The sequence below is a fragment of the Tumebacillus amylolyticus genome (assembly GCF_016722965.1).
Classification (GTDB): domain Bacteria; phylum Bacillota; class Bacilli; order Tumebacillales; family Tumebacillaceae; genus Tumebacillus; species Tumebacillus amylolyticus.
In genome coordinates, this window is sequence record NZ_JAEQNB010000001.1 from 1,029,643 (window position 1) to 1,055,569 (window position 25,927).

General features: G+C 55.9%; 23 protein-coding genes and 1 other annotated feature (1 of these 24 cut by a window edge). Of the genes, 11 read left to right on the top strand and 12 right to left on the bottom strand.

Going from position 1 to position 25,927, the window contains the following annotated elements; translation table 11 throughout:
* Positions 1-5: 5 nt before the first annotated feature.
* From JJB07_RS04695 to JJB07_RS04705, 3 genes are all read right to left on the bottom strand, one after another.
* A complete protein-coding gene (locus JJB07_RS04695; protein WP_201631551.1) occupies positions 6-5,564 on the bottom strand; it encodes a DNRLRE domain-containing protein in 5,559 nt (1,852 codons plus the stop codon).
* A gap of 71 nt (positions 5,565-5,635) precedes the next feature.
* Positions 5,636-6,613, bottom strand: coding sequence for a TolB family protein (locus tag JJB07_RS04700; RefSeq protein ID WP_201631553.1), 978 nt, complete (start codon positions 6,611-6,613; stop codon positions 5,636-5,638).
* An 84-nt stretch (positions 6,614-6,697) separates the two neighbouring features.
* Complete coding sequence (locus JJB07_RS04705; RefSeq protein ID WP_201631556.1) at positions 6,698-7,087, bottom strand: globin domain-containing protein; 390 nt, start codon at positions 7,085-7,087, stop codon at positions 6,698-6,700.
* Between the two features lie 115 nt (positions 7,088-7,202).
* Here JJB07_RS04705 and JJB07_RS04710 point away from each other — a divergent pair, with 115 nt between their 5' ends.
* Both JJB07_RS04710 and JJB07_RS04715 read left to right on the top strand, forming a co-directional pair.
* Complete coding sequence (locus JJB07_RS04710; protein ID WP_201631558.1) at positions 7,203-7,496, top strand: DUF2087 domain-containing protein; 294 nt, start codon at positions 7,203-7,205, stop codon at positions 7,494-7,496.
* An 81-nt stretch (positions 7,497-7,577) separates the two neighbouring features.
* The gene (locus JJB07_RS04715) at positions 7,578-8,537 is read left to right on the top strand and encodes an aldo/keto reductase family protein (RefSeq protein ID WP_201632740.1); all 960 of its coding nucleotides are present in this window, start codon (positions 7,578-7,580) and stop codon (positions 8,535-8,537) included.
* 58 nt (positions 8,538-8,595) lie between these two features.
* Here JJB07_RS04715 and JJB07_RS04720 read toward each other — a convergent pair whose 3' ends face one another.
* Genes JJB07_RS04720 through JJB07_RS04730 form a run of 3 tightly spaced genes read right to left on the bottom strand, consistent with a single transcriptional unit; the run spans position 8,596 to position 11,234 of the window.
* Complete coding sequence (locus tag JJB07_RS04720; RefSeq protein WP_201631561.1) at positions 8,596-10,227, bottom strand: GMC family oxidoreductase; 1,632 nt, start codon at positions 10,225-10,227, stop codon at positions 8,596-8,598.
* Complete coding sequence (locus JJB07_RS04725) at positions 10,220-10,831, bottom strand: gluconate 2-dehydrogenase subunit 3 family protein (RefSeq protein ID WP_201631564.1); 612 nt, start codon at positions 10,829-10,831, stop codon at positions 10,220-10,222. The genes JJB07_RS04720 and JJB07_RS04725 overlap by 8 nt, the downstream gene beginning before the upstream one ends.
* A 4-nt stretch (positions 10,832-10,835) precedes the next feature.
* Positions 10,836-11,234, bottom strand: coding sequence for a hypothetical protein (locus JJB07_RS04730; protein WP_201631566.1), 399 nt, complete (start codon positions 11,232-11,234; stop codon positions 10,836-10,838).
* A gap of 129 nt (positions 11,235-11,363) precedes the next feature.
* Here JJB07_RS04730 and trmB point away from each other — a divergent pair, with 129 nt between their 5' ends.
* From trmB to JJB07_RS04745, 3 genes are all read left to right on the top strand, one after another.
* A complete protein-coding gene (trmB, locus tag JJB07_RS04735) occupies positions 11,364-12,032 on the top strand; it encodes a tRNA (guanosine(46)-N7)-methyltransferase TrmB (protein WP_201631569.1) in 669 nt (222 codons plus the stop codon).
* Positions 12,033-12,272: 240 nt separating this feature from the next.
* The gene (locus JJB07_RS04740) at positions 12,273-13,454 is read left to right on the top strand and encodes a S8 family serine peptidase (protein WP_201631572.1); all 1,182 of its coding nucleotides are present in this window, start codon (positions 12,273-12,275) and stop codon (positions 13,452-13,454) included.
* 97 nt (positions 13,455-13,551) lie between these two features.
* On the top strand, positions 13,552-14,181 hold the full coding sequence (locus tag JJB07_RS04745) for a hypothetical protein (protein WP_201631575.1): 630 nt from the start codon (positions 13,552-13,554) through the stop codon (positions 14,179-14,181).
* 94 nt (positions 14,182-14,275) lie between these two features.
* On the opposite strand, the gene JJB07_RS04750 is transcribed toward JJB07_RS04745, so the two are convergent.
* The 6 genes from JJB07_RS04750 to JJB07_RS04775 form a co-directional block, all read right to left on the bottom strand.
* Positions 14,276-15,190 carry a response regulator gene (locus JJB07_RS04750; protein ID WP_201631578.1) on the bottom strand — a complete coding sequence of 305 codons (915 nt, stop codon included), beginning with the start codon at positions 15,188-15,190 and terminating at the stop codon, positions 14,276-14,278.
* Complete coding sequence (locus JJB07_RS04755) at positions 15,187-16,479, bottom strand: sensor histidine kinase (protein ID WP_347338314.1); 1,293 nt, start codon at positions 16,477-16,479, stop codon at positions 15,187-15,189. Before JJB07_RS04755 ends, JJB07_RS04750 begins: the two co-directional genes overlap by 4 nt.
* A gap of 79 nt (positions 16,480-16,558) precedes the next feature.
* Entirely contained in the window at positions 16,559-17,215 is a 657-nt protein-coding gene (locus JJB07_RS04760) for an amino acid ABC transporter permease (protein WP_201631581.1), read from the bottom strand.
* Positions 17,216-17,233: 18 nt separating this feature from the next.
* The gene (locus JJB07_RS04765; protein ID WP_201631584.1) at positions 17,234-17,887 is read right to left on the bottom strand and encodes an amino acid ABC transporter permease; all 654 of its coding nucleotides are present in this window, start codon (positions 17,885-17,887) and stop codon (positions 17,234-17,236) included.
* A gap of 134 nt (positions 17,888-18,021) precedes the next feature.
* On the bottom strand, positions 18,022-18,876 hold the full coding sequence (locus tag JJB07_RS04770; protein WP_201631587.1) for a glutamate ABC transporter substrate-binding protein: 855 nt from the start codon (positions 18,874-18,876) through the stop codon (positions 18,022-18,024).
* A 17-nt stretch (positions 18,877-18,893) separates the two neighbouring features.
* A complete protein-coding gene (locus tag JJB07_RS04775) occupies positions 18,894-19,619 on the bottom strand; it encodes an amino acid ABC transporter ATP-binding protein (RefSeq protein WP_201631589.1) in 726 nt (241 codons plus the stop codon).
* Positions 19,620-19,789: 170 nt separating this feature from the next.
* Here JJB07_RS04775 and JJB07_RS04780 point away from each other — a divergent pair, with 170 nt between their 5' ends.
* The 6 genes from JJB07_RS04780 to JJB07_RS04805 all read left to right on the top strand — a co-directional run bounded on the left by JJB07_RS04780 (position 19,790) and on the right by JJB07_RS04805 (position 25,770).
* Positions 19,790-20,047, top strand: coding sequence for a DUF6154 family protein (locus tag JJB07_RS04780; RefSeq protein WP_201631591.1), 258 nt, complete (start codon positions 19,790-19,792; stop codon positions 20,045-20,047).
* 92 nt (positions 20,048-20,139) lie between these two features.
* Positions 20,140-21,018, top strand: coding sequence for a cation diffusion facilitator family transporter (locus JJB07_RS04785; RefSeq protein WP_201632746.1), 879 nt, complete (start codon positions 20,140-20,142; stop codon positions 21,016-21,018).
* 97 nt (positions 21,019-21,115) lie between these two features.
* A complete protein-coding gene (locus JJB07_RS04790; RefSeq protein WP_201631593.1) occupies positions 21,116-22,258 on the top strand; it encodes a two-component system sensor histidine kinase NtrB in 1,143 nt (380 codons plus the stop codon).
* Positions 22,259-22,347: 89 nt separating this feature from the next.
* Positions 22,348-23,706 (top strand): UDP-N-acetylmuramate--L-alanine ligase, encoded by a 1,359-nt coding sequence (murC, locus tag JJB07_RS04795; RefSeq protein WP_201631595.1) that lies wholly within the window; start codon positions 22,348-22,350, stop codon positions 23,704-23,706.
* Positions 23,707-23,829: 123 nt separating this feature from the next.
* Positions 23,830-25,362, top strand: a complete 1,533-nt coding sequence (locus JJB07_RS04800) for a fumarate hydratase (RefSeq protein WP_201631597.1) — start codon at positions 23,830-23,832, stop codon at positions 25,360-25,362.
* Positions 25,363-25,488: 126 nt separating this feature from the next.
* On the top strand, positions 25,489-25,770 hold the full coding sequence (locus JJB07_RS04805) for a YkvA family protein (RefSeq protein WP_236587611.1): 282 nt from the start codon (positions 25,489-25,491) through the stop codon (positions 25,768-25,770).
* Positions 25,771-25,808: 38 nt separating this feature from the next.
* Positions 25,809-25,927 (top strand) — a binding site (T-box leader) (it continues 106 nt past the right edge of the window).

Sequence of the window (25,927 nt, forward strand, 5' to 3'; positions counted from 1 at the left end):
CTCTCTTAGAGCCACCATTTGCAGTTGCCGTGTCCAAACCAGCTCAGGAATCCGGTGGCGGCGATTTTTTCCTTCCACCACATTTTCCAATAGTACACATGACCGGCTTTGTAGGCGGCTGTATTGTCGCAAGAGCACGCGAAGTACCCTTTTTGCGAATAACAGATGTCATGGTAGTGGCAGATGCGGTCTAAGTGATAATGCTCTTCTCCGTCGCTACCATAGTTCGGACCGCACCAATGTCCCCAATAGCGCCAGTGCCCCGTCGGGTCGGTATACTTGATCGGATTGTCTGACGCATACGCATAGAGGTTGAGCGTTTCCGGTGCAGACAGGTCTCCCATCTGCTTGTCGCGGGTGAGGAAACGTCCGGTCGAAGCGTCGTAATAACGGGCGCGCAAATCGTACAGACCCGTGGCTTCGTCGTATCGATATCCCGCATACCGATACGGGTTGGCCGATGCGAGCGAACCAGTTTGCGACAGAATGTTGCCGTACGCGTCATACGTGTAGGTTGCCACGACAGCGCCTGTGGAATCCGTCAACGCGGTGACGTCTCCATGACCGTTCACGATGTAATGATACGTGTAGCCGCCTCGGGTCATCGTGATCGGGCTGCCTTGGGAATCGAACGTGTACTCCGCGACGATGTTGTTGTTGGCATCGGTCTCCGCGACGGAATTCGGCGAGCTCTCTTGCACATCGTAGAAGAAATTCAACGTGCCGGTCGGGGTGATCATCCGGGTAAGGCGCCCGTCGAATTCGTAGGCGAAGGAAGCGAGGACTGTGCCGCTTGCGTCCTTCACTTGCGTCAGGCGATCGGCGGCGTCGTACACATACGTTTTGGTTCCGTCTGAAAGTAGATTTCCGTTTTTGTCATAGGTATAGGTTTTTCCGCCTGCCGTTTGCATCTGGTTGGCCGCGTCGTAGGTGTAGGCGGTAGTCGTCGTGGTTCCGGATTTGGTCACCGCTTTTTGCGTGCGGTTGCCGGCGGCGTCGTAGGTGTAGACGATCTTCGTGCCGTCGGGCAACGTTTCTTGCGTCAAGCGATCGAGCGCATCGTATTGGTACGAGACCGCTCCTTTGTCTGTCGTGATGCCGGTGATGCTGTTGTTGGCATCGAAGCTGTACGCATACGCTTCCAGAGGCGTTCCGTCCGGTTTGTAGGTTTTGAGATTGAGCAGACGGTTGGACGTATCGAATTCGCGGGTGGTGATCATTCCATTGACGCGAATCGTGGAGATCGGATTGCCTTGGTCATCGTAGACGAAACGGCTTACGTTGCTTCCGTTGCGGGCGATCGTCAACATTTGCTTCAACGTGTTGTACGTGAAGGAGGTCGTCGAAGTCGTTGCCGCGTTTACCTCGATGGACGTCGTCTGTCCGTTCGGGTTGTACCCGTAATTCACAGTGGTCGATCCGCGCTTCTCTTGCGTGCGCAGCGTGTTGGTGTTATACGCAAAGGTAGAAGAAACGCCCGACGCATCTGTGAACGAGGTTTGGTTTCCGAACGGATCGTAGGTGAAGGTGTACTGAGGAGTGCCGTTGTACGCGATTTGCGTGTGTTCACGGGACTCGTTGTACGTGAAACCGATCGTGGTGCCGTTTGGATTATTTTGCAGAGTGGTGTTTCCGTTTTTGTCAAAATCAAAGGTGGTTTTGTTGTTCAACGGGTCTGTGGTGCTTGCTTGGCGACCGAGTTCGTTGTAGGTGATGGTCGTCGTGTTTTTGCGCGGGTCGGTGATCGATGTCACGTCTCCCGCGGGGTTGTAGGTGTAGCTGGTGACGCCTTGCAACGGATCGGTTACTTTGGTCAGCATGTTGCGCGCATCATATCCGTAGGCAAACGTTTGATTCGTCCCGCTCGTTTTGCCGGTCTTGGTATCGGACGCCGTATCGTAGGTGTACGAAACGACGGTGCCCGATGGAGATGTGATTTTGGTTTGGTGTCCGGCGTTGTCGTATTCGTAGAACGTGAAGGCATTGCCGAATTCAAGCCTGGAAGCATCGAAATACGCCGTACCGCTTTGGTTGTTGAATTGGTAGAGCAGGTCGACGGAGGAGAACGCTTTTTTCGGCACGACACGAGTTGCGACGTGTTGCCAGTCTGTCGCGGTCTTTGAGAATTCATTGGAGTTGGTCGCGTCGGTCGTTCCGTCCGTGTAATTGAGCGTCACTTGCAGCGAGAAACTGCCGCCGCTTGGATTTGCTCCCGTCTGCTTGCCCCAGCCGGACAACGTCAGAACGGTCGAAGCATCACCCGTGAGCGGGATGCGTTGGCTCAGCGATTTGTTTTTGCCGGATTCCCCGCTGAGTTTGAGTGCATTGGTGCCGGAGACGGTCGTCGAAGTGTCGATCCCGTCACCCGTTGCCAAGAGCGTTCCGCTCCAGCCGTCCGGCACTTTGTCACCGTCGGAGTCGCGTTCAAAGCCGGGATTCTCCAGCAGGTTGTATGCGCTGAGGACTTCGGCTTTTTCGAATTGAATTCCGTCAAAAGTGGCTGTTCCCGTACCGGGGTCCATGCCGACGGCGACGCGAATTTTCGTCGTGTTGGCCGGCACCGTGTCGAGCACCGCTTGGATGCGTGTCCAATCTTGCGTGCCGACGATCTTGTTGGAAATCTGTTGGCCGAGCCAGGAATCGCTTGCGTTCAAAAACTCCATCTTGATGATGGCGGAAGACGTGGTGTTGGCGGTTTTGATATACCCGCTGACCACATATTTGTCACCCGCCGTGTAGGGAATGGTGACATCGGTGTTCACCGTGGCCCATCCGGTCGGGTTGGCGATGGAGATCGCTTTGTTGCCAAAGCGGCCGCCGTTCGCCCATGTGAACGTCGCGGTCTTGCCGGTTTCGGTGTTGCGGACCCAGTGATCGGGCCAGCCGTCTGCGTTGGCGTCCGTTTCGAAACTGGAATTGACGGCGAGATTGTCGACGATGGAGAGCGGGTTGGTGTTGCCGGTGAGACGGCCCTTGTCGTCATAGCGTTTGGCACCGACCGCGATCTGCGGCGTGGAGATTTCGGTCAAATTGTTTTTGACGTCATACCCGTAGTTGGTCGTGATGTCGAAGAAATCTTTGCGCGTGACGATGTTATTGCGCTCGTCGTATTGCGCCGTCGAGGTTTCCGTGCCGGGCAGTTGCACACCCGTTTGGTTGGAAGCCGCATCGTATGTGTACACGTACTTTGCATTGGGATCGGTTTTGTTGGCATTGGGATCGATCATCGACGTTTGGTTGTTGTTGTTGTCATACGTGTACGTGCCAACCGATTTGGCGGCCGGAACCGTCGGGTTGCCGATCAGTTGAATGACGTTCCCGTTGGGGTTGTAACTATAATCGGCGCGTGTTCCTTGGGCGTCTGTGTAGGTCGTGACCGCATTGGCAGTGTCATACGCGATCGTCCGGTCGGAGCTTTGCTGAGTGCCGCCGATCGTGATCGGATAATGCAGCGCCGTGACGCGGTCGGACGTGTCGTAATCAAGGGTGTTCGTACTTCCGTTCCAATTGGAGAACGAGGTCATGCGGTGCGTGCTGTCATACGTATAGGCGACCGATTGATTGACTTGGTCGGTCACTTTCGTCAGATTGCCCGCCGTGTCGTACGTGTAAGAAACCGTATGATTGGCCGGATCGACGAGGCTTGATACGTAGCCGTTGGTGCCGTAGTTGAATGTGATGACGCGATTGTTTGCATCGGTGAGCGTTTTGACACGAGTGGAGGCGTCGTAGCCGACGGTGACGAGGTTGCCTTTTTCATCGGCGATCGAGGTGAGGCGTCCGTTCGTGCCAAATTGGTAGACCCTGTTCTCTTTGTCTGTGATCGTGTAGGTGTTGTCGGCGTTTTTGACCAAGGTGAAGTCGATGCCCGCAGGGGGGTTGAACCCGCCGCCGACACGTTGTCCGAAGATATGGCGCGTGCTGTCTTCGTCGATGACGGTGATCGGGCCTTTGCCGGCGTCGACGATGCGCATGTCGTAGTTGCTCACCCAGCCCCAGCCAAATTGACCGGCGTACCAGCCTTTGCGGCTGTTGTAGGTGCGGACGACGGAGATTTGCGGAGTGCCCGTCAATTCGATGTCGGTCGTTTGCTTGACGAGGTTGCCGTTCGAGACGTTGACGCCCTCCGGCGTATAAGTCCAAAAGTGCTCAAGCCCGGCCGGATCGACGGAATAGTTGATCGTCAGGCGCGGAGTGTTCGTCGTGGCATTGACCGAATTGAATTGACGTGCCGGAGCGGTCGTTTCATTTTGCGACTTGAGGGTGACGCCGAAATTGCCGAGCACCCCGTTGTACCAATCTTTGACGAGTGACGTGATCGTCCACGTCCAGTAGGCGTTGGTTGTGTTCGAGTTTACGGTGTCTTCAGGTGTGGCATTGGTGGTCGGGAGGGTATTCCAAGTGGCTGCGGAGCTGAAATCGGCGGTATTGCGGAGCACGTCGACGGCGGTATTCGTCGTGTTCGTCGCCGTCTGATACGCCGAGAAGGTCGCAGATGTAATGCGGCTGTCACTTGGCAAACTCGGCAAGAAAAACGAGAACAGCGCGCGCGTCGTGCCATAGGTGGGGTCTTTGCCCACGAACAAATTCGGGTAACTCCCATATGTGGCGGTCGGATTTGCGCCGGAACCGAAAGTGTCGACCATGACATCCCACGAGTTTACGGTCGGGTCGAGGGTGACGGGGAATTTGGTTTGCGGATCTTGCAAAAAGGCAGTGTCGGCCTGCAAATCGACGAACGTTTTGCCGGCTGCCGTGCGCAGAGTTTGCGTGACTTTGTCCGACTGCTTGCCCGCAGAATCGGAGAGGAACGGTTTGCTCATCACCCATGCGACTTGGTTGTTTGCATTGCGAAACGTGATTTCGCCCGTTGGCTCCTGCTTGGGCGTCAGACCCGACAAGCGCACTTCATAGGAAAACTTGTTCGGTGCGGCAGGCGTTTGCAAGATCAAGTTTTCCTTGACGAAGTTGCTTTTCAACACGTATTCGGCGTTGGTGTTGGCAAAAAGTCCGGGGTAGGTGACGACGTTGTCTTGCGTCTTCGCTTGGACGGCGATGGCGCCGACCGGTTCAAGCACCATGCTGTTTTTGTCGTTTTCGATGCGAATCAACTCGCCGCTTGCAGCTTTTGGGGAAAAGCGAACGGCGAATTCGTTCGCTTTGTTTTCGTACTTGCCGTTTTTGAGGGAAACGGTGTTGTCGATCATTTTCATTTTCTTATCAGATTTGTCTTGGTAGAACTGCGGTTCTGCATACACTTCCTCGGTGAACGATCCATCCGGATTGACGAAGCGCGTGGAATGGCGGGTGCGTTTGCTGGTTAACTCCAGTTTGGTTTTGGGCGGTTTGTCGGGCAGTTCGCCGATGTCCGGCTGCCAGCGTACATTTTTGGCGGCGGTGTGCAACCGCTCTTTCCCAATCTGTTGGACCTGACTCCGGCCGTCGGGGACTCCCGGCTTCACGGGCGGCGGTGAGGATTGGGGCGAGCACCCTGTTGTTGTCAACAGCAACAACACCAGAGTGAGCGAGAGGGTAGTGGTCGAACGTTTTGAGAAAAAAGCCATGAAGTACGCTCCTTTTCGTAAAGTATCAGGTTTACATTCCCCCTGAAATGTTGGAAATATGTCGGTTTTTGTTAAGGTTGGAGAGGGATTTCCTTGGCACCGGAGCCGTCGAGTTGGACTTGCATCAAGACATATTGGTTTTTCTGACGCGATTTGTCCTTGTTTTTCAAAAACAGCACGGCCGGTGAGTGGTGCAGCGCGATCGGCTTCAACGAGGCGTTGTCGAGACGGGTGATCTGCCGTACTGTTTTCGAGGGCAGGTCCATTGTGAACAATTCAAACGCGGGTACATCGCCCTGCTTTTGTTGAACGTCGGCAGAGTAGAGGATGCCGGTTGCAGGGCCTGGCAACCACGAGGGGTCTTGAAGTTGTTGATCGGGATCATGCGGCGGGAGGAACGAGATCATGTCGAGTTTCTTGTTGAGGGACAACACCCGGAACCGCGTTTCATACGACGTGGGATCGATGGTTTGGTACAGCAGGGAAGTCCCGTCATCGGAAAGCGACAGATGTTCCATCGTGTCGTGTGCCAGTTTGGTGATGCGTTGCCGATTGGCGCCGGTTGCTTCCATCGAGTACAGATCGAGGTCGACAGGGCGGTAGGAAGCTTTCTCTTCGAAGCGTTGTGATTGCACGTAGTAGATGGTTTTGTCGTCCCGTGCGTACAGGGCTTCGGTAATCAGCGTGTCTCCCCCGGACAGGAGTTTAAGCCCGCTGCCGTCCGCGTGGATCTCTTGCAGTGTGCTCACATGAAGTTTCGATTTGACAGGCATCGAGACGAATAAGATCTTGGAGCCGTCTGAAGAGAAGCGGGGTTGGAGATAGCTTGCTTTGTCACTTTGCGACAAGCGCGTTACGCCCGTACCGTCGACGTTGGCGATGTAGAGCGATGAAACCCCGTTTTGGACGGTGGTGTAGGCGATGTGTCGGTCATCGGGCGAGATCGCGAAGTCCTCTCCCAGCCCTTCCGTCGGTTCTCCAAACCGCCCGCCGCCGCCGCAACCCAGAGAGAGGCAGATGGCGAACAGGAGCAACATCAAGCGTTTCATCGAATTCCTCCTTCGTACGAAATCGTACCGTTAGCTTTTCCCAACTCATGAAAAAAGGTCAGCCCTGTGTGAGGGCTGACCTTTTTAGGAATCTTGGGTATTGACCATGTGGTACGCCGTCTGGGTGAGGCGGTCGTACACAAATTCGCGCAGTTGGCCTTGCAGACCGAGTTCGTCCAAGGCTTCGCTCATGCAAGCGAGCCACGCGTGGGCGCGGGTCGGTGTGATTTCAAACGGCATGTGGCGCGCGCGGAGCATCGGGTGCCCGTATTGGTTGGAATACAGGGTCGGCCCGCCAAAAAACTGCGTGAGGAACAGGTATTGTCGATCCGCTACCGGACCGAGGTCGTCCGGGAAGATCGGTTTCAGGTCGGGATGCTCCCCTACGCGCTTGTAAAACGCGTCCACCAACTTGCGGATGGCGTCTCCTCCGCCGATCATTTCGTATACAGTCTTCTCAGGTGTGTCGTGCATGCGGAAGACTCCTTTCGGTTCACTTCAATTCAAGTATTTATTCTAGCATCATTGACAGAGAGAAGCGAATTTGATTATGATCTAATTAGATGATCATGAAAATGGAGGGGCGAAGATGAAAGACCTGTATCCAGAGGAATACGAGAAAGCGGTGCGCGACTTTTTCACAAGAGACGGCAAGTTGAAGAACATCCCGAGTCAGCGCAAGAAAAAGTTGTTCATCTTTGAACACATGATGGCCGGTCTCGACCCGGAGCGTGCGTATCAGGAGAAGGAACTGGATGCGTACATCCATACATTTCACGACGATCACTGCACGATCCGCCGCGAGTTCATCATCAACAAGTACATGTCCCGCGAAGACAATGTGTACAAACTGAACCCTTCGCCACTGTGGGCGAAAATTTAGGGAAGGGAAATGGTTGCGGGAAGCGAATACTCCTTATGTGGAAGTTCTTACATATGGAGGTGCATGTTCACTATGACGCAAATGAAGTACCGCAACCTCGGTCGCTCCGGGCTGAAAATTTCGGAGATCGGTCTCGGTTCTTGGCTGACCTACGGCGGCACCGTGGAAGACCAAACCGCTGAGATCTGCATCGACAAAGCGTATGAGTTGGGCATCAACTTTTTTGATACGGCGAACATCTACCGCAAGGGCGAAGCGGAGATCGTCGTAGGTCGTGCGCTGGCGAAGTACCAGCGCGATTCGTTCGTGTTGGCGACCAAGGCGTACTGGCCGATGGCGGAAGGCCCGAACGACCGCGGCCTGTCCCGCAAGCACATCTTCGAGCAAGTTCATGCTTCTCTCAAGCGTCTGAACGTGGACTACATCGACCTCTGGCAATGCCACCGCTTCGATGCGGAAACTCCGCTGGAGGAAACGTTGCGTGCGATCGACGACCTCGTGACCCAAGGCAAGATTCTCTACGCGGGCGTGTCCGAGTGGAGCGCGTTGCAAATTCAAGAGGCGTTGCAGATTGCAGACCGCAAACTGCTCGACCGCATCATCTCGAACCAACCGCAATATTCGATGCTTGAGCGTTATATTGAGAAGGACGTCCTCCCGCTGTCTGAGCGTGAGGGTGTCGGTCAAGTCGTGTGGTCCCCTCTGGCACAGGGCGTCCTGACGGGCAAGTACACCAAGGGCCAACCGGCTCCTGAGGGCTCCCGCGGCACGACGGATGCGGCGAACATGGTCAACCGCTTCCTGACCGACGAAAACTTTGCGAAACTCGACGGGCTCAAAGCTGTCGCAGAGCGCAAGGACTGCTCGCTGGCGCAACTCGCGCTGGCATGGGTTCTGCGCAAGCCGAACGTGGCGTCGGCGATCATCGGCGCATCTCGCCCGTCGCAAGTGGAGGAAAACGTCAAAGCAATCGACGTGGAACTGACCCACGCAGACATCGAAGAGATCGAGACCATTCTCTCCGGCCAAGCGGCGAAGTAACACAAGCCATCTCAAGGGCGAAAAAAGGCAGGCACCCACAGGGGAGCCTGCCTTTTTTTTAGATCGTTTGTTTTTTGAGCTCTTCGATCATGTGTTTCGACGTGCGGGCGGCGAGGGCCATGACGGTGGCGGTGGGGTTGCCGCTGCCTGACGTGGGGAAGACGGCGGCCGAGCAGATGAACAGATTCGGCACGTCGTGCGCTTGGCACCAGCCGTTCACCACCGAATCCTCAGGGTCCGCCCCCATGCGCGTCCCGCCCATGAGATGCGCCGTATCCGAGACGACGAACTCCGGTTCACCGCCCGCCGCTTTCAGAATCGACTTCATCTGCTCCACCGCATGGTCGATCAGTTTCAAGTCGTTCTCTCCATAACTAAACGTCACGTGTGCCATCGGCATCCCGTACTCGTCCACTTCCTCTGCGAGCGTCACCCGATTGTTCTCATCCGGCAACACTTCGCCGACCATCGTCAACCGCCCATAGTGGTTGAAGTCCAGCATCGACTCCCGCAAACGCCGTCCCCAAACGCCCGCATCGCGCGCCAACCCCGTGCTCATCGCCACCGGTCGAGCCCCGTGCGCATGGAGCGTATACCCGCGAATGAACCCGCGATCCAACTGCGTTTCATAGAAGTCCTGCGTCGTCGCCATCACCGGCGTGCCTTTGTACAGACGAATCTCTTGCTCAAACCGCGCATACACGTCATGGCTTGAATGCGGCATGAGATACTTCCCGACCGTCCCGCTGGAGTTGCACAACCCGTCCGGATGCCCGGTCGTCTTGGAATTCAGCAACAACCTCGGCGTCTCAATCGCGAACGACGCCAACACGATCACTCGACCGCGCTGCCGATATTCCACCCCTTCATGAGTAAAAATCACACTCTTCGCCCGACCCCGCTCATCGAGCTCCACTTGCGTCACCATGCAATCGGTCAAAAACTCCGCACCGTACCCGATCGCTTTGGGCACATGATGCACCAGCGAGGAATACTTCGCATTGGGCATGCAACCCTCGTTGCAGAACCCTCGATTGATACAAGGCGGCCGCCCGTCAAAAGGTGCCGAATTGATCGCGAGCGGCGTCACCACCGACCGAATTCCCAACCGCTCACACCCGATGCGAAACATCTCGGCGTTCGCAGAGATCGGTTCGCGCTCCGGATAGGGGAACGGCCCGTTGAACGTTCCCCACGGAAACTTCTTGGGTCCTGAGACGGCGATTTCTTTTTCGATATACCGATAAAAAGGGGCGAGCTCGTCGTACCCAAACGGCCAATCGGCCCCGACCCCCTCGACAGTTTTCATCCGGAAGTCGCTTTCATGAAACGGCAAATACACGCCCGTCCAATGAACCGACCCGCCGCCGACGCCACGGCCCGAATTGTTTTTGCCAAGCTTCAAGGGATTCTGGCCGTCCACGAGGCGCGTGTCCTGCCAGCCCAAGTGCTTCATCGTCAATTCATCGGACGCAAAATCGCTCTGGGGATTCCAAAACGGCCCCGCCTCGATCACGACGACGCGCAGGCCGACTTTGGCCAACTCATAGGCCATGATTCCGCCCGCCGTGCCCGCACCGACGATGACGACGTCCGCTTCCTGCGGGTACTTGCGGTGGTTGAGGTCGTCGTAGCGAGCTCCGTCGTAATGACAAGCATGGTGGTGATGTGGATCTCGTTCCTCAGGCATCTCGTTTCGCCTCCCACGGATCGGTCAAGCCGAATTCGATCCGAACGTACCCGCGCGGATAGGCGGGCCCGCCGTAGCCGATTTCCGACCAAACCTGCGGATGTGAATAGTACGCGCTCACCGTCTCGGTCAACATCTTGGAAAAAAACGCCGTCGCCGGCACCACCGTGCCCTCCGTCGTCCGAAGTGTCAAGATATCGCGCTCCAACCCCACCAAGATCGTCGTCTGCTTCTCAGGCGTCAATTGCACAAACGATGTGCCGTACTCCGACTGTGCGAGCACTTCGAGCGCCGCCAAGCCGTTTTTGATCAAGTCCTTCTGCTTGGGCGTGCCGAGTTTGCGCTGTTCCTCGCCGATATCGGACGCCAGTTTGTTGTCAAAGTGCTTCACGACAAAGTCGAGCAGGGTCGAGCGGTTGTCATCGACGAACAGCGCCGCCATCGCCCGAATTCGGTCCGCTTCCTCGCCCGTTAATTTCGGAAGCGACCCCACCAAATCCAAGCGCTTCTCCACAATCTCACTCGTGTGCTCGTCCCAATGCTTCTGCTCGTGCATCACGTTGTACGCGGGATAGTGCGTCCGCAGACGTTCGTACTCGCTCATGCCCTCACCTCCAGAACAGAACGAGCAACCCGATCAAGCTCGTCACTGTGATCATCGCAGGCAACGCCACGGGCGGCCCCACGAGAAAATTGCGCATCTCATACCCGCCGACGCGCTCCCCGACGCCGCGCCAATGCAGGAACGAGCCGACCATCCCGCTGAAAAACGCCGCCGTCAGCAGAACCACCAACGTCAACCACACCCACGCCGGCGCAAAAAACACATACGTCACGCAAAAAAGCGCAGCCAGCGGCGCTTCAATGACAGGAACCCACATCGCCCAATGTCGGAAGTTCTGGCGGTAGTGAAACAGGGTCACCTGCACAAAAATTGCAAAGAAAATCAGCCCCAAGAGCAGCAACAACACGCGCTCCAACGGCCAACCGTACCATCCGTTTCCCATCAGGAGTCTACACCTCCAAGAAAAATTGAACTCCTTACCAAGCATTGCCTGACAAACTCTTGCGCAGACTGTGGACAGACACTATAATTCTTGTTGGCATTCATTCTTGGACAAAGGTGAGACAAACCCATGCGCATTCGCGGACGCGACAAGTTTTTGCGACAATATCATACCTACATCGAGCAGGGCCGAATCATCGAAGACTCCCCGAACTACAAGGGACGTTGGCATGAACTGTTCGGCAACGACAACCCGATCTACATCGAGATCGGCACGGGACGCGGCCAGTTCATTTCGCAACACGCGGTGCAGAACCCGGATATCAACTACATCGGCATCGAGCTGGAGTACCTCTTGCTCGGCCGAGTCGGTCACAAAGCGGAAATGGCAGGGGCGGGCAAAAACCTCGTCGTCACACCCGCCGACGCCACTCGTCTGACCGACATCTTCGCACCGGGCGAAGTGTCCCGCATCTATTTGAACTTCTCCGACCCGTGGCCGAAGAACCGCCACACCCCGCGTCGCTTGACGCACGAGGGGTTCCTTCGTCTCTACCGCAACGTCCTCAAACCGGACGGCGCCGTTCACTTCAAGACGGACAACCGCCCGCTGTTCGAGTTCTCGCTGAACTCGTTCGCCGACGACGATTGGAAGCTCTCAAAGATCACGCTCGACCTGCACAACTCGCAATGGGCAGAGGGCAACATCATGACCGAGTACGAGCAGAAGTTCTCCGAGCAGGGCGTGCCGATCAACCGCCTCGAAGCTCGTCCCTTGCCGAAGCTTCAAACGGAGTAACAACGGGAGTAAAAAAGCACCCTCGCCACTGTGGCAGGGTGCTTTTTTTGTCGAAAATGTTTTGAATATTCTTTTAGTGAATACGCAAGAAAACGTTAAAAAAAAGAACGAATTTGGAGGCCATCTCCTTAGATTGGAGAATTTCAAAATTGCCAGTCATAATTTGTTATGTTTATACTTTGAGTGTAGAGTTAACTAACTCACAAACACTAAAAAGAGAAACGGGAGGTTTCACAAAAAATGGCGAAATTCAACAAGAAGTTGGTTGGTACCTTGGCAGCATTCGCAGTGCTCGCATCGGTCGTTCCGGGCGTGGCATCTGCAGCAGATCAAACTCAACCGGCAGTCGCAACGGCTAAAGCAAAAGCGTCTGACCGTCTCCTAGTCAAAACCAAGCAAGGCATCGTGCAAACGGACATCGCGTCTGCGCACGGCCTGACCGAAGGCAAAGTCATCGGCGGCAACTGGAAAGTGATGCACGCACCGGCGGGTCAACTGGAAGCGAAACTCGCAGAACTGCAAGCAGACCCGAACGTCGAATCGGTTGAAATCGACCATGTTCGCACCATCGACGCAACTCCGAACGATCCGTCCTACTCGTCCCAATGGCACCTGCCGAAAGTGCAAGCGCCGGCAGCTTGGGACATTACCAAAGGCTCGACGTCCCGCACCATCGCGATCATCGACACCGGGGTTGACCTCAACCACGCAGACTTGAAATCGAAAATCGTCCCGGGCACCGACATCGTCAACGGCGACTCCACCGCGATGGACGACCACGGCCACGGCACGCACTGCGCAGGGATCGCGGCGGCTCTGACCAACAACGCGACCAACACCGCAGGCATGGACTGGAACGCAAAGATCATGCCGATCAAAGTTCTGGACTCCAGCGGTTCCGGCTACGATTCTGACATCGACACCGGCATCTACTGGGCGGTTGACCACGGCGCGAACGTTATCTCGATGTCGCTGGGCGGCGCAGCGTTCTCCCAAGCTTCTCAAGACGCGATCAACTACGCGTACAACAAAGGAGTAATCATCGTAGCGGCTGCCGGTAACGAATCGACGTCGGCGAAATCGTACCCGGCTGCGTACAACAACGTCGTTTCCGTTGCTTCGACCACTTCGACCGATGCGAAGTCCTCGTTCTCGAACTACGGTTCTTGGGTCGACGTGGCAGCTCCGGGCTCCAGCATCCTGTCCCTGCGTCTGGGCGGCGGCACCACCACGATGTCCGGCACCTCGATGGCCACTCCGCTGGTGGCAGGTCTGATGTCGCTGACCTGGTCGAAGAACTTGACCTACTCCAACACCTCGGTCATCAACCGCGTAGAAACCACGTCCGATGCGATTTCCGGCACCGGCACCTACTGGACCTATGGCCGTGTGAACGCTTACAAATCCGTCAACGGCTTCTAATCCCAAAAAGTACCGAAAGGCCCACTAAAAAGGTGGGTCTTTTGTACTGGCAAAAAGTCAGAATATTGAGTATAATAAAACCAAGGAGGGGATGAACATGCAAAACAACTTCCACCAAGCTGAGTATTGCGACATGAACTTGGTACTCGGCAAGACGGACTTGGAACATTTTATCGGTCAATTGGCTTCCGGCGGGGTCTCACTCTATTGGAAGGACCGCCACGAAGACATCGTCCTCGTTGCCACCACGGGCATTGAGAAGAAGGAATTTCATTTCCAACCTTCGGACCAAGGGTTCGTGTTGAAGGGGTCGGTGGTCTTGCAGGACAAACGACTGGTCAACGCCCTCCAGTACACACTGATTCGCACCAAGGGGCAGGCCGTTGTGAAACAAATTTCCGAAGGGCCGATCTTGGTTTCTAAATTCCACAACGGGGAGGCTTTGCAAATCATGGAACTTCATGGGCCGCGCAAAAAAGTCGTGTATGAAAAGCCGATCCGGGTATCGAGCGAAGATGTGATCCGTGCCTTTAAGAGCCGGGAGATCGAGGAGCGCATTCCGGTTTTGAAGATGGAGATGGATTATGAGCTGGTCACGCTGTCCGATGCAATCGAGGCGAACGACCAAGAGGGAGTGCGCGACGCGAAGATTCGTCTCGAAGAACTGCGCCGTGAACTGATGCTCTTTGAAGCGTTTGATCAACAGATCCCGGAGGTACTCCACTAAGACGATGACCCAGACGACGATCGAAACCCAAACATAGGCGGCAGGCTCTATCCGAACACGGATGAGAATCTGCCGCCTATTTGTGTGTCTTTTTTTAGGAGTAGGGGTCTTCACTGCGCGTTTTGACTTCGGAGTAGAGCGCGGTGAGGAATTTTTTGATGTTCAAGCGGCAACGGGTGGTTTTCTCGCCGTCTTGGATTTCCTTCATCCGTGTGCGCACGTCTTGGAAATCGAACAAGCGCGGAGCGTACTGTTCAAACGTCGGGTTGGCGTAGTCGGTCAGCCCGATCGAGGCGATGTGTCCAAGCGCTTGTAAAATGGTGCGGCGCAGGCGTTGCTCCATCGCTTTGATCTCTCGCTGCAACTGCTCGTAGGAGATGCGCGGGTCGATGCCGATCAGCACCGCTTGGTAGAGGTCTTTGAGCGCGGGCATCTCTCGCCAGATTTTTTCTTGGTCGTGGAGGTATTGCAAGATCTTCAAGAGGTCGCCGGAACCGGATTCCCCCGCGATGCCGAGCGTGGTCAGCACATCGTGCGCATGGTCGGCAAATGTTTTGCTCACCACGGTGGACATGGCGCGTCCGGGGCTGGCGTGTCCGTCGAGGACGGAAAGCGAGCGGCGAATCGTGGACAGGGATTGCTCCAACTGGAGGTGCTCCATCACCCGCTTGAGCACGGCAAGCACTTCGAGTCGGTTGACAGGCTTGTGGATGAACGTGTCCACGCCGCTCTGGTACGCTTCGCCGACCATCTCTTTGTTCTCCACTTGGGAGATCATCACGAAACGGCCTTGATAGCCTTGGGCACGCAGGTCTTGGATCGTCTGGATGCCGTCTTTGCCGGGCATGAGCAGGTCGATCAGCACGATGTCGGCGTTGCGCACGTCTTCATACGTAACGTGTTGGCCCGACGGAGCAGAGCCGATGACAGTGCCGACGTCGCCGTCCTCTAAGATGCGTTCCAGCATGCGGCGGGTGGCCGGATCGTCCTCGATGAGATACATGTTCATGAACTCCACTCCTCTCTCTGTTTTTGCAAAAGCTCCGAGGTCGGCATGCGCAGGAGAAATTGCGTTGTGCTTCCTGAGCGCGTCATCTCCAACGTCCCGCACAGCGACGCGGTGAGATCGAGGCAATGCGAGAGTCCGATGCCGGTCGACGGGTTGCCTCGCGAATCGTACTTGGTCGTGTAGCCCGGTTGGAATACATACTCGGCCTCGCTGTCCGGAATGCCGGGGCCCGTGTCCCAGACCATCCATTCTACAAACGCTTGAGACAGGCGAACTTCAACTCCGATTGAACCGGCCCCTTGGATCGCTTCCACGCTGTTGGCGACGAGGTTGTTCAAGATCGAGACCAGTGCGTAGGTGCGGTTGGTCGTCAAGTTGATCTCTGCGTGTTGGTGGAAGTCGATCTCCTTGCCAAGCATCTGCGCGTACTTGGAGTTGGCTTGCACGACGAGCCGCGTGAGTTGCTTGAGCTCGATGCGTTCTTCGATCGTATCTTGGCGCAGGAGTTTGTCGAGACCCGCGAGGATGCGCTGCGAGTCTTTTTTCAACTCGTGCACTTCTTCGGCGATGGAGAGAGCGTGTCGCGAGTAGCCGGAGGGCAGGCGGCCGCTTTTTTCCTCCGTTTTAAGTTGTTTGTAGAGCTCGTAGGAGTTGCGGGTGATGTCTTCGATGTGGCCCATCGATTTGTGCAGGTAGAAGCCTTCTTCGTAGAGCGAGGCGTTGAGCAGGAGCAGGTGTTGAATCTGTTCATTCTGCTGGTCCCCGAGCAAGCGCAGTTGGCGGATCATCAACATGTTGTAGAGGCCGACGACGAAGAACGAGCGCAGGCAGCCAAACAGCGCGAGAATCAAAACGGTGTGCGTATCCAGCGGGTACGCCGCTCCGAGCAGGTTTCGAAAGGTCAGTTCTCCGATGTTGGCGAGCAAATCGCCGCCCGCCCCGATGATCCCGACCATCAAGGGCTTCTCCAAGCGGCGGCGCAAGTTGGTGAGGGTCAGGGTGAGGGCGAACAGCAAGTAATAGATCGTGGAAGGCAAGTGGTGCAGGAGTGCATCGTCCCAGGCGACGCCTTGGTTGTGAGTCAGCAGGGCGCGAAAGAGCAGCAGGGACACGCCCACCCACACCCCCGTCTCAAACGGGCGCAGTTGTTGAAACCAAATCAAGCCAAAAAAATAACAGGTCGTCCCCAGCGAGAAGCGAAACGTCTCGCCGAACGGGTTCATTTTCAGTTCACCCAAAAAAGCGGTGGCCGCCATGATCAACAGCAGATGGACATATCGATTGCGCACTGAGTTTCCTCCGAACAAGGTAAAAAAGCATCTCCCCCCATTTTACCACGGGAGGAGATGCTTGTTCAGAACTTTTCGACTAGACGTTGAACCGCTTCTCCAAGCGACCTGCGATCAACGAGAGCGAATAGTTGATCACAAAGTAGCAGAGGGCGACGAAGATCAACACCGGGAATACGTAGTCCACTTGCTGGCTGTAGACGATCTGCGCGGCGCGCATCAACTCTTCGAGCGAGATGATGATGACGAGCGAGGTGTCCTTGAGCAGCGAGATGAATTGGGAGACCAACGGCGGAACCATCTTGCGCAGCGCTTGCGGCAAGACGATGTAGCGCAGGGTCTGGATGTAGGTCAGACCTGACGAACGGCCCGCTTCGATCTGGCCCTTGGGAATCGAGTTCAGACCGCCGCGGATGATCTCGGAGATCATCGCGGTCTCGAAGATCGTCAGCGCGGTAATTGCCGCCGTCAACGGCGTGGTCTTGATGTCCAGAACTTCCGGCACGGCGAAGAACGTGAAGAAGATGATCAAGAGCAACGGCAAGTTGCGAACGAGTTCGACGAGGAGGAAGAGAAGTTGCGAGATCACCGGGATGCGGGCATAGCGCAAGATCGCGATCAAGTTCGAGAAAACAAACGAGAGCACAATCGACCAAACCGCGATCTCAAGCGTCACGCCAAGGCCGTGCAACATGTACTTGATGTTGGCGGCGGAATAGGCACCGAGAAAGTCCATGTGTCAGCGCCCCCTTTCCTAATAAGCCCGGTTCAGCCGGCGTTCGAGGTAGGACACGAACAAGCTGAGCGGGATGGTGAGCACGAGATAGAAGAGACCGACGAAGATGTAGGTCGAGAACACGTCGAACGTTTCGGAATTGATGATGTCCGCTTGGTACATGAGATCGAGTCCAGCCACGACGCCGAGGATCGACGAGTTTTTGACGAGGTTGATGAATTGGTTGCCAAGCGGAGGGATGACGACTTTGATCGCTTGGGGCAACACGATGTAACGCATGGTCTGGATGTAGGTCAGGCCCGACGAGCGGCCGGCTTCCATCTGGCCTTTGGGCACGGCGTTGATCCCGGCGCGGATCGCTTCGGCGATAAACGCAGAAGTGTACACGGCAAGTCCCAGCGTCCCGGAGGCAAACCCGCTCAAATTGATGTGCAGGGCGGGCATCCCGGCGTAGAACAGGAACACGGTGATGAGAAGCGGGATGTTGCGCAGAAATTCAACGTACGCGGTGCCAAACCAGCGCAGCGGCTTCACAGACGAAATCCGGAAGACGGCGATGATGACGCCGAGCACGAAACTGCCGAGCAAGCCGAGCAGAGACGCTTCGATGGTGGTCAAGAAGCCATCGAGGTATTCACTGAAATGGTCTGTCAAAATTGTAATGTCGATCATTGGGATCACCCCTTTCAAGGAGCTTTTCAAAAAAGAGCCTTGCTAAAAATGTCTTACTAAAAAAGGAAGGAGCGGAGGTCGCTCCTTCCGGTCAGGCGAGCCGGTCATTCAGTTGTGGCTGCTTGGGGTCGTTCTTACTTCTTCGGATCTTCTTTGAACCATTTTTTGTAGATCGTAGCGTAGTCGCCGCTGTCGTTGATTTTCTTGAGGAAGGTGTTCAGGTATTTGGTGAACTCGTCATCGCCGTGCTTGGATGCGATGCCGTACGGTTCGTCGGTGAACAGGCCGCCGGTCAGGACGTAGGACGGATCTTGTTGGGACATGCCCATGAGGATCGCGTTGTCGGTGGTCAGCGTGTCGCCTTTGCCGGACTTGAGTGCGGTGAACGCTTGTGCGTAGTCGTCAAATTCGAGGATTTGCGCATCCGGTGCTTTTTGCTTGATGTTGATTGCGGAAGTCGAGCCTTTGACGGCGATGACTTTTTTGCCCGCTTTCAGGTCGTCGATCGACTTGATGTCGGAGCCTTGCTTGACGAGCAGGGATTGACCCGCTTTGAAGTAGATGTCGGAGAAGTTGACTTGCTTCTTGCGGTCTTCGGTGACCGTCATGGTTGCGATGATGATGTCGATGTCGCCTTTGTCGAGCATCGGGATGCGGGTCTTGGAGGTGACTTCCTTGAACTCGATTTTGCTTTCGTCGCCGAGGATGTCCTTCGCCAGAGCTTTCGCGATGTCGATGTCAAAGCCCGCGACAGTGCCGGTTGCCGGGTCTTTCAGGCCGAACAGGTTGGTGTCGAACTTCACGCCTGCCACCAATTTGCCGCGCTGTTTGATCGCGTCGAGAGTTGCGGACGTCGCGGTGCCCGTTTTGGAGCCGGAGTCGGTCGTTTTGCCGCTGTCAGAGGAGGAGGAGCCGCAACCGACGAGTGCGAGAGCTGCAACAGACGAGACGAGAAGCAGGGAGAGTGCTTTTTTCCAAGATTTTTTCATGAGTGAGAAACCCCTTTCTAATGGTTGAGTCGGGAGAGGAATTGACGGGCGCGTTCTTCACGCGGGTTGGCGAAGAATTCGGCCGGTGTATTTTCCTCCAAGATCTGGCCTTGGTCCATAAATACGATGCGGTCCGCCACTTCGCGGGCAAAGCCCATTTCGTGCGTGACGCAAACCATCGTCATGCCTTCTTGAGCAAGCGATTTCATGACGTCGAGCACTTCGCCGACCATCTCCGGGTCGAGCGCGGAAGTCGGTTCGTCGAACAACATGATCTTCGGCTTCATCGCAAGCCCGCGCGCGATGGCGACGCGTTGTTGCTGACCGCCGGACAATTGGGACGGGAACGACTTGGCTTTGTCCGGGATGCCGACTTTGGTCAGGTACTTCATGGCGATCTCGGACGCTTCGCTCTTGCTCAGTCCGTTGACTTTGGTCGGTGCGAGCAAGATGTTGTCGAGAACGGTCATGTGCGGGTAGAGGTTGAAGTGCTGGAACACCATCCCGATGTCACGGCGAAGTTTGTTGATGTCGGTGGCTTTGTCGTTGACTTTGGTGCCGTTGACCACCAACTCGCCGCTCGTCACGGTCTCCAAACGGTTGATGCAACGCAGAAGCGTCGATTTGCCGGATCCGGACGGTCCGATGACGACGACGACTTCACCGGGTTTGATGTGCAAGTCGATGTCGCGCAGGACGTGGAATTGACCGTAGTGCTTGTTGATCTGCGAAAAATGAATCATGGTGTGTGTGACACCCCCTTGCATTTCCTGTCTAGAAAAATGACTGCATTAAGAATAGTGGCAATACTACGGCAACATACGCAAACCTACAGAAAACTATTTCGGAAGTTTTTCGTGGGTCTGGGAAAACTACGCAAAAACCCCTGCGGGGTGGGAGGAGGCGGTCTGTGATGAATTTGGTGGATCAGATGTATGAACTGTACAAAGACCAGTTGGTCGGCGACGAGGAAGACGCGATCATCATCGTTAGCGGAATTCTGGAAGACCTCGAACCCGAGCATATGTTGGAATGGATTCAGGGCATGTCCCGAATGGAGCTGTTCGAGATGCTCGGCAATTACTTGGTGGACAAGTTGAAAAACAAAATGGCGGAGGAAGGAATCGGCAAGCACAACGGGGACTTCCCGCACGACGGGGTGATCCATTGAGCGGCGGTGTGAAGCAGCGGGGACGGTTCATCCGCCGAAACGACGCGAACACGATCCAAGCGTCGGTGTCGCTCGCTGAGAAAAACGATCGGATGAAGCAAGGCGAGCGCGGAGCCTGGGTTTCGATCTTCGCGTATCTGTTCCTCTCGGCGTTGAAATTGTCGGTCGGGCACTATGCGGGGTCGAAAGCGCTGTTCGCCGACGGGCTTAACAACGCGACCGATATCGTAGCTTCTGTAGCGGTGCTGATCGGCCTGCGCATCGCCCGCAAGCCGGCCGACGAAGATCATAAGTACGGTCATCGCCGAGCGGAGACGATCGCGACGTTTGCGGCCGCTTTTATCATGGCGTCCGTTGCCGTCGATGTGCTTTGGGACGGCGTGCAGAGTTTGATGCGGGGAGAGGCGATTACGCCCGACCTCATCTCGATGTGGACGGCGTTGTTCTCGGCGGGCGTGATGGTCTGCGTCTATCTCTACAATTCGCGGCTTGGCAAACGAATCAAATCGCAAGCCCTGCAAGCGGCGGCGGCCGACAATCGGGCAGACGTCTTGGTGTCGCTCGGGGCCACGGTCGGCATCCTCGGAGCACGATTCGGCTGGCATTGGCTCGACCCGGTGATGGCGCTGGTCGTCGGAGTCATCATCGCGAAAACGGCGTATGAGATTTTCTACGAAGCGGCCCATGCGCTCAGCGACGGCTACGACGAACGGGAGTTGGGCGAGATTCGGCAGTTGATTCAATCGTCTGACGGCGTGTTGGAAGTGCGCGACTTGAAAGCGCGTCGTCACGGAAGCGACGTGCATGTCGATGCGGTGATTGCGGTCGACGCCAATCTGAGCGTTCAAGAAAGCCATTGCCTCACCGATCAAGTGGAGCAAACGCTGACCGACAGGGAAGAAATCGAGCAAGTGATGATTCATGTCGAACCGTTCGTCCCGACCGGCAGTGAGACGGAAACTCAAAAATGAGGAATTCAGTCTGTTGCCCATTGGTGTCGTTGGTAAGGTATAATGTCAGGTATCTAAACCAAGTACAAGTGCCTGAACGTATAAGGGGTATGAGAATATGCTAACAGTCGTGCAGGGTTTCCGTGCCCGCATGCAGGAGCGCATTCGGGAATTCACCTACCGCTGGTGGACGGATCGCCATGAAGACAATCAGAACTTTTTTTACCATGTGGAAGACAAATTCTACGAGCAGACGCTGCGACAGGAAGCGGAGGAGCTCTTGGACATCGTGTTCTCGTCGTTTTTCGGGCCCGCTCGGGAAAAAATGCTGCAGTGGGCCCGCGAGACCAGCGCCAAGCGTGCCGTACAGGATGTCCCGCCCGAAGAGGCGATTGAGAGATTTCGGATGTTCCGCCGCGTGTTGCAGCAGTTTTTTATGGAGTATGCCGAGGAGCAGCAACTGGATTTGCCGCTGAGCTTGCAAGTGGCCGAAGAGATGACGCACAACGTCGAGCTCGCGATGCAAAACTGGATGGCCTGCTACATGGAGCTGAAAAACTCCTACCTCAACGAGCAGAAAAAACGCTTCGACGTCGAACGTCTCGCGTCGATTGGACAGATGGCGGCGGGTGTTGCGCATGAGGTGCGCAATCCGTTGACGGCGACGCGGGGATTTTTGCAACTGCTCGCCGAAGTGCAGCCGCATGCGTTTTTGAACATCGCGATGGAGGAATTGGATCGCGGAATCGATACGATTTCTTCGATGCTCGACGTCGCCAAACCCCCGGTGCCCGATGCGCCGAAGTCGCCGTTGCTCATGGCACCGCTGTTGAAGCATACGGTCGATCTGTTTCACGACAAGCAGTACAAAAAGCGGGTCGTCTGTGAGTTTCAAGACGAGGACTGCACGGTCTTGGGACGGCGCGAGACGTTGAAACAGGCGTTTTTCAACGTGATCAAGAACGCGTTGGAAGCGATGAAAGACTTGGAGGACCCCGTGCTGACCCTGCGACACTTTCGGCGGGGTCGGACGTTGGTCATCGAAGTGCAGGACAACGGCATGGGGATTCCGGCGGGCAAGCTGCACTTGCTGGGCACGCCGTTTTTTTCCATGAAAGACGCGGGGAACGGGTTGGGGTTGACGATGGTCTACCGCACGATGCACGAGCATTTCGCCCATGTCACCGTCGAAAGCGACGAAGGGCAGGGCGTGTTGTTCCGCTTTGAGTTTCCGATGGAGAGCTCGGTTCAGGTTTTGTAATAATTCGTTATTTGCAATTTCGTGTGACTTTGCCCATACTAAAGACTGTCATTCTTATGACTAGACTTCTAACGAGGAGGTCTCTCCGCATGCAGAAAATCCACTTTGTGGGGATCAAAGGCTCCGGGACGAGTGCCTTGGCGCAGATCTACGCGCGTATGGGGATTCAAGTCACGGGTTCGGACAGCGCGGATGTTTTTTTCACCGACGCTTTGCTGAACGGAGCCGGCATTACCCACATCGTGACTCCGTCCGCTGACAACGTGACGGACGTTGACATGGTTTGCCACTCTCCGGCGTATGGAGATGACCATATTGAGATCAAAGTTGCGAAGGAAAAGGGCATTCCGGTGCTTTCTTATCCTGAGCAACTCGGCCAGTTGATGAACGACAAGCGCACGATTCTGATCTCGGGCACGCATGGCAAGACCACGACGACGTCCATGATCAGCAACCTGTTGTTGAAGACGGGGCTCGACCCGATGGTTGTCATCGGGAGCAAGAACTATGACATCGGCTCCAACTCGCGCTTTGGCGAGGGCTATCTGGTCGCGGAGGCGTGCGAATACCGTCGCAGCTTCCACAACTACAATCCGACGATTGCGATCGTCAACAACATCGACTTCGACCATCCGGACTATTTCCATGACTTGGAGGACGTGTTCTCGGCGTTCCAGACGTTCGTGGACAAAGTTCCGGCAGACGGCGCGCTGATCGCTTGGGGCGACCAAGAGCTGTGCCGCAAGTTGAAGACGGAGGGCCGCACCGTGTATTTCGGCCTGAACACCGACAACGACATCTATGCGACTCATGTGGAGGAATCCCGCGGTCGTTTGAAATTCCGCGTGTGGGAACGAGATACGGAACTCGGCGTCATCGAAGTCCGTGCCTTGGGCCGCCACAACGTCTTGAATGCGTTGGCGTCCGTCGCGGTGACGCGCTTGCTGAACGTTCCGTTCTCCGATGTGCAGGCGGCGTTCTCCGATTTCCGCGGCGTGTACCGTCGCTTCGACTACCTCGGTCAGTTTGAGGGGTTGGAGCTGTACGATGACTACGCGCATCATCCCAGTGAGATCGAGACGACGCTTCGAGCGACGAAGCTGTCGTTCCCGGAGGACACGTTGCTGACGGTGTTCCAACCGCACACGATCTCGCGGACCAAGAAGTTCCTTGAGGACTTCGCTCAAGCGTTGACCTTGTCCGATGAAGTGATGCTCGTCAAGATCTTCCAATCGGCTCGTGAGAAAGGCGACGAGGCGGAAGCGTTGACTTCAGAATTGGCAGAACAGATTCGCTCGCGTGGCAAGAAAGTCATCGTCGTCAACAACCTCGAAGAAGGCGCCGAGTGGATTCGCCGGGAGAAATCCTCGCAGCGCGGGTTGGTTTTGACGATGGGCGCAGGCGATGTCCGAGGCATCGCCGAGCAACTTTTGTCGGTAAAAGCATAGGGAGTGGAGAGACCGGAGGTGTGTGTCCGGTCTCTTTTTTTCTATGCCAGCCATGTTATAATGAGAGACGATGCTTGTTCGGAACCTGCGGGGCTCACCCGCTTACTTAAAGGGGATAGACAAATGCAACAATTCAAAGAATCCATGCTCAAATTGATCATCGAAACTTCGACCAACCTCCCGTCCGACGTTCGCGTGGCTGTCACCAAGGCACGTCTCGCCGAAGAACTGGGCAACCGTTCCTCGCTGGCTCTCGACACCATCGCCGAGAACATCGTCATGGCGCAAGAGGAAGAGTCTCCGATCTGCCAAGACACCGGCATGCCGACGTTCCACATCCATGTCCCGGTCGGTGCCAACCAGATCGTGATGAAAAAGCAAATCCTCGAAGCAATTGCCGAAGCGACCAAACTGGGCAAACTGCGCTCGAACTCCGTCGACTCCTTGACGGGCGAAAACTCCGGCAACAACCTCGGCCCGGGAACTCCGGTTGTTCACTTTGAACAATGGGAACGCGATGACATCGAAGTCAAGCTGATCCTCAAAGGCGGCGGCTGCGAGAACAAAAACATCCAGTACGCACTCCCGACCGAACTCGAAGGTCTGGGCAAGGCAGGCCGCGATCTCGACGGCATCCGCAAGTGCATCTTGCACGCGGTGTACCAAGCGCAAGGCCAAGGCTGTTCCGCAGGTTTCATCGGCGTCGGCATCGGCGGCGACCGCACCTCGGGCTATACGCTGGCGAAGGAACAATTGTTCCGCCGCGTGGACGATGTGAACCCGATTGCAGACCTCGCGAAGCTCGAAGAGTACATCATGGAAACCGCGAACCATCTGGGCGTCGGCACCATGGGCTTCGGCGGCAAAGTCTCCCTGCTCGGTTGCAAAATCGGCGTGATGAACCGTCTGCCGGCTTCGTTCTACGTGTCGGTTGCCTACAACTGCTGGGCATACCGTCGTCTGGGCGTCGTGCTCGATGCACAGACCGGTGCGATCAACGAATGGCAGTACAAAGAAGAAGTCGACGCCATCGACACCACGAAGCGTCAAGTCGAAGGCGATGCAGGCACGCGCACGGTGGTTCTGCAAGCTCCGATCACCGAAGAACAAATTCGCGATCTCAAAGTCGGCGACGTTGTCATCTTGAACGGCGAGATGCACACGGGCCGAGACGCGTTCCACAAATACATGATCGAGCCGGAACACACGACTCCGGTCGACTTGAACGGCGGCGTCATCTACCACTGCGGTCCGGTGATGTTGCAAGACGAAACGGGCGAATGGCACGTCAAAGCGGCGGGCCCGACCACTTCGTCCCGCGAGGAACCGTACCAAGCGGACATCATCAAGAAGTTCGGCCTGCGCGCGATCATCGGCAAGGGCGGCATGGGTCCGAAGACGTTGAAAGGCCTGCAAGAGCACGGCGCGGTCTACCTCAACGCCATCGGCGGCGCGGCGCAATACTACGCGCGTTGCGTCAAGAAAGTCAAAGGCGTCGACCTGATGGAATTCGGCGTCCCGGAAGCGATGTGGCACCTCGAAGTCGAAGGCTTCGCAGCGATCGTCACCATGGACTCCCACGGCAACTCCCTGCACGCAGAAGTCGAGCAAGAGTCCCTCAACAAACTCTCCGACTTCGCAGCGAAAGTCTTTTAAGCAAAAAGAGCCCCTGTCCACTTCAAGTGGGCAGGGGCTTTTTTTCATCGTCGCTCACTCCGGAAACTTTTTGAGTGCCTGTACGTACATACTAGTAGATACGCCATGTCAAGGGAGGGAGTTTCCATGAACAACAAGCCCACATTTTTTCAAAACGTCGCCGGGATGTTCAAGGACAAGCAGACGGCGTTTCGCGACAAGTTGCTGATCGTCGGCGGGATTCTCTACATTCTCTCCCCGGTTGACTTGATTCCCGACTTCATCGTCCTGCTCGGCTACACCGACGACCTCGCCGTCGCCATCGGGACGTACCGCCTGTTCCGCCGCGTCTACAACGACTTCGTCCGTCGCTCGCAGATCGTCTCCGAACAGCATTTCAATCCCATAGACAAGCCCAATCATCGGTAAAAGTTGCATCCCGCAATCCCTCTGGATATAATAGGTCAAGAACGTCTGCGATGAGGAAAGTATCCAGCCTGCGTTGACACACAGCGAGCCGGGGATGGTGGGAGCCCGGTCAGGAGCAAGCATGGAGAAGCGCACCTCGGAGATGCCCCCCGAACAG

Coding starts and splice junctions, on each gene's coding strand:
- JJB07_RS04695 (WP_201631551.1), bottom strand. CDS start 5,564: ATGGCTTTTTTCTCAAAACGTTCGACCACTACCCTCTCGCTCACTCTG.
- JJB07_RS04700 (WP_201631553.1), bottom strand. CDS start 6,613: ATGAAACGCTTGATGTTGCTCCTGTTCGCCATCTGCCTCTCTCTGGGT.
- JJB07_RS04705 (WP_201631556.1), bottom strand. CDS start 7,087: ATGCACGACACACCTGAGAAGACTGTATACGAAATGATCGGCGGAGGA.
- JJB07_RS04710 (WP_201631558.1), top strand. CDS start 7,203: ATGAAAGACCTGTATCCAGAGGAATACGAGAAAGCGGTGCGCGACTTT.
- JJB07_RS04715 (WP_201632740.1), top strand. CDS start 7,578: ATGAAGTACCGCAACCTCGGTCGCTCCGGGCTGAAAATTTCGGAGATC.
- JJB07_RS04720 (WP_201631561.1), bottom strand. CDS start 10,227: ATGCCTGAGGAACGAGATCCACATCACCACCATGCTTGTCATTACGAC.
- JJB07_RS04725 (WP_201631564.1), bottom strand. CDS start 10,831: ATGAGCGAGTACGAACGTCTGCGGACGCACTATCCCGCGTACAACGTG.
- JJB07_RS04730 (WP_201631566.1), bottom strand. CDS start 11,234: ATGGGAAACGGATGGTACGGTTGGCCGTTGGAGCGCGTGTTGTTGCTG.
- trmB (WP_201631569.1), top strand. CDS start 11,364: ATGCGCATTCGCGGACGCGACAAGTTTTTGCGACAATATCATACCTAC.
- JJB07_RS04740 (WP_201631572.1), top strand. CDS start 12,273: ATGGCGAAATTCAACAAGAAGTTGGTTGGTACCTTGGCAGCATTCGCA.
- JJB07_RS04745 (WP_201631575.1), top strand. CDS start 13,552: ATGCAAAACAACTTCCACCAAGCTGAGTATTGCGACATGAACTTGGTA.
- JJB07_RS04750 (WP_201631578.1), bottom strand. CDS start 15,190: ATGAACATGTATCTCATCGAGGACGATCCGGCCACCCGCCGCATGCTG.
- JJB07_RS04760 (WP_201631581.1), bottom strand. CDS start 17,215: ATGGACTTTCTCGGTGCCTATTCCGCCGCCAACATCAAGTACATGTTG.
- JJB07_RS04765 (WP_201631584.1), bottom strand. CDS start 17,887: ATGATCGACATTACAATTTTGACAGACCATTTCAGTGAATACCTCGAT.
- JJB07_RS04770 (WP_201631587.1), bottom strand. CDS start 18,876: ATGAAAAAATCTTGGAAAAAAGCACTCTCCCTGCTTCTCGTCTCGTCT.
- JJB07_RS04775 (WP_201631589.1), bottom strand. CDS start 19,619: ATGATTCATTTTTCGCAGATCAACAAGCACTACGGTCAATTCCACGTC.
- JJB07_RS04780 (WP_201631591.1), top strand. CDS start 19,790: ATGAATTTGGTGGATCAGATGTATGAACTGTACAAAGACCAGTTGGTC.
- JJB07_RS04785 (WP_201632746.1), top strand. CDS start 20,140: ATGAAGCAAGGCGAGCGCGGAGCCTGGGTTTCGATCTTCGCGTATCTG.
- JJB07_RS04790 (WP_201631593.1), top strand. CDS start 21,116: ATGCTAACAGTCGTGCAGGGTTTCCGTGCCCGCATGCAGGAGCGCATT.
- murC (WP_201631595.1), top strand. CDS start 22,348: ATGCAGAAAATCCACTTTGTGGGGATCAAAGGCTCCGGGACGAGTGCC.
- JJB07_RS04800 (WP_201631597.1), top strand. CDS start 23,830: ATGCAACAATTCAAAGAATCCATGCTCAAATTGATCATCGAAACTTCG.
- JJB07_RS04805 (WP_236587611.1), top strand. CDS start 25,489: ATGAACAACAAGCCCACATTTTTTCAAAACGTCGCCGGGATGTTCAAG.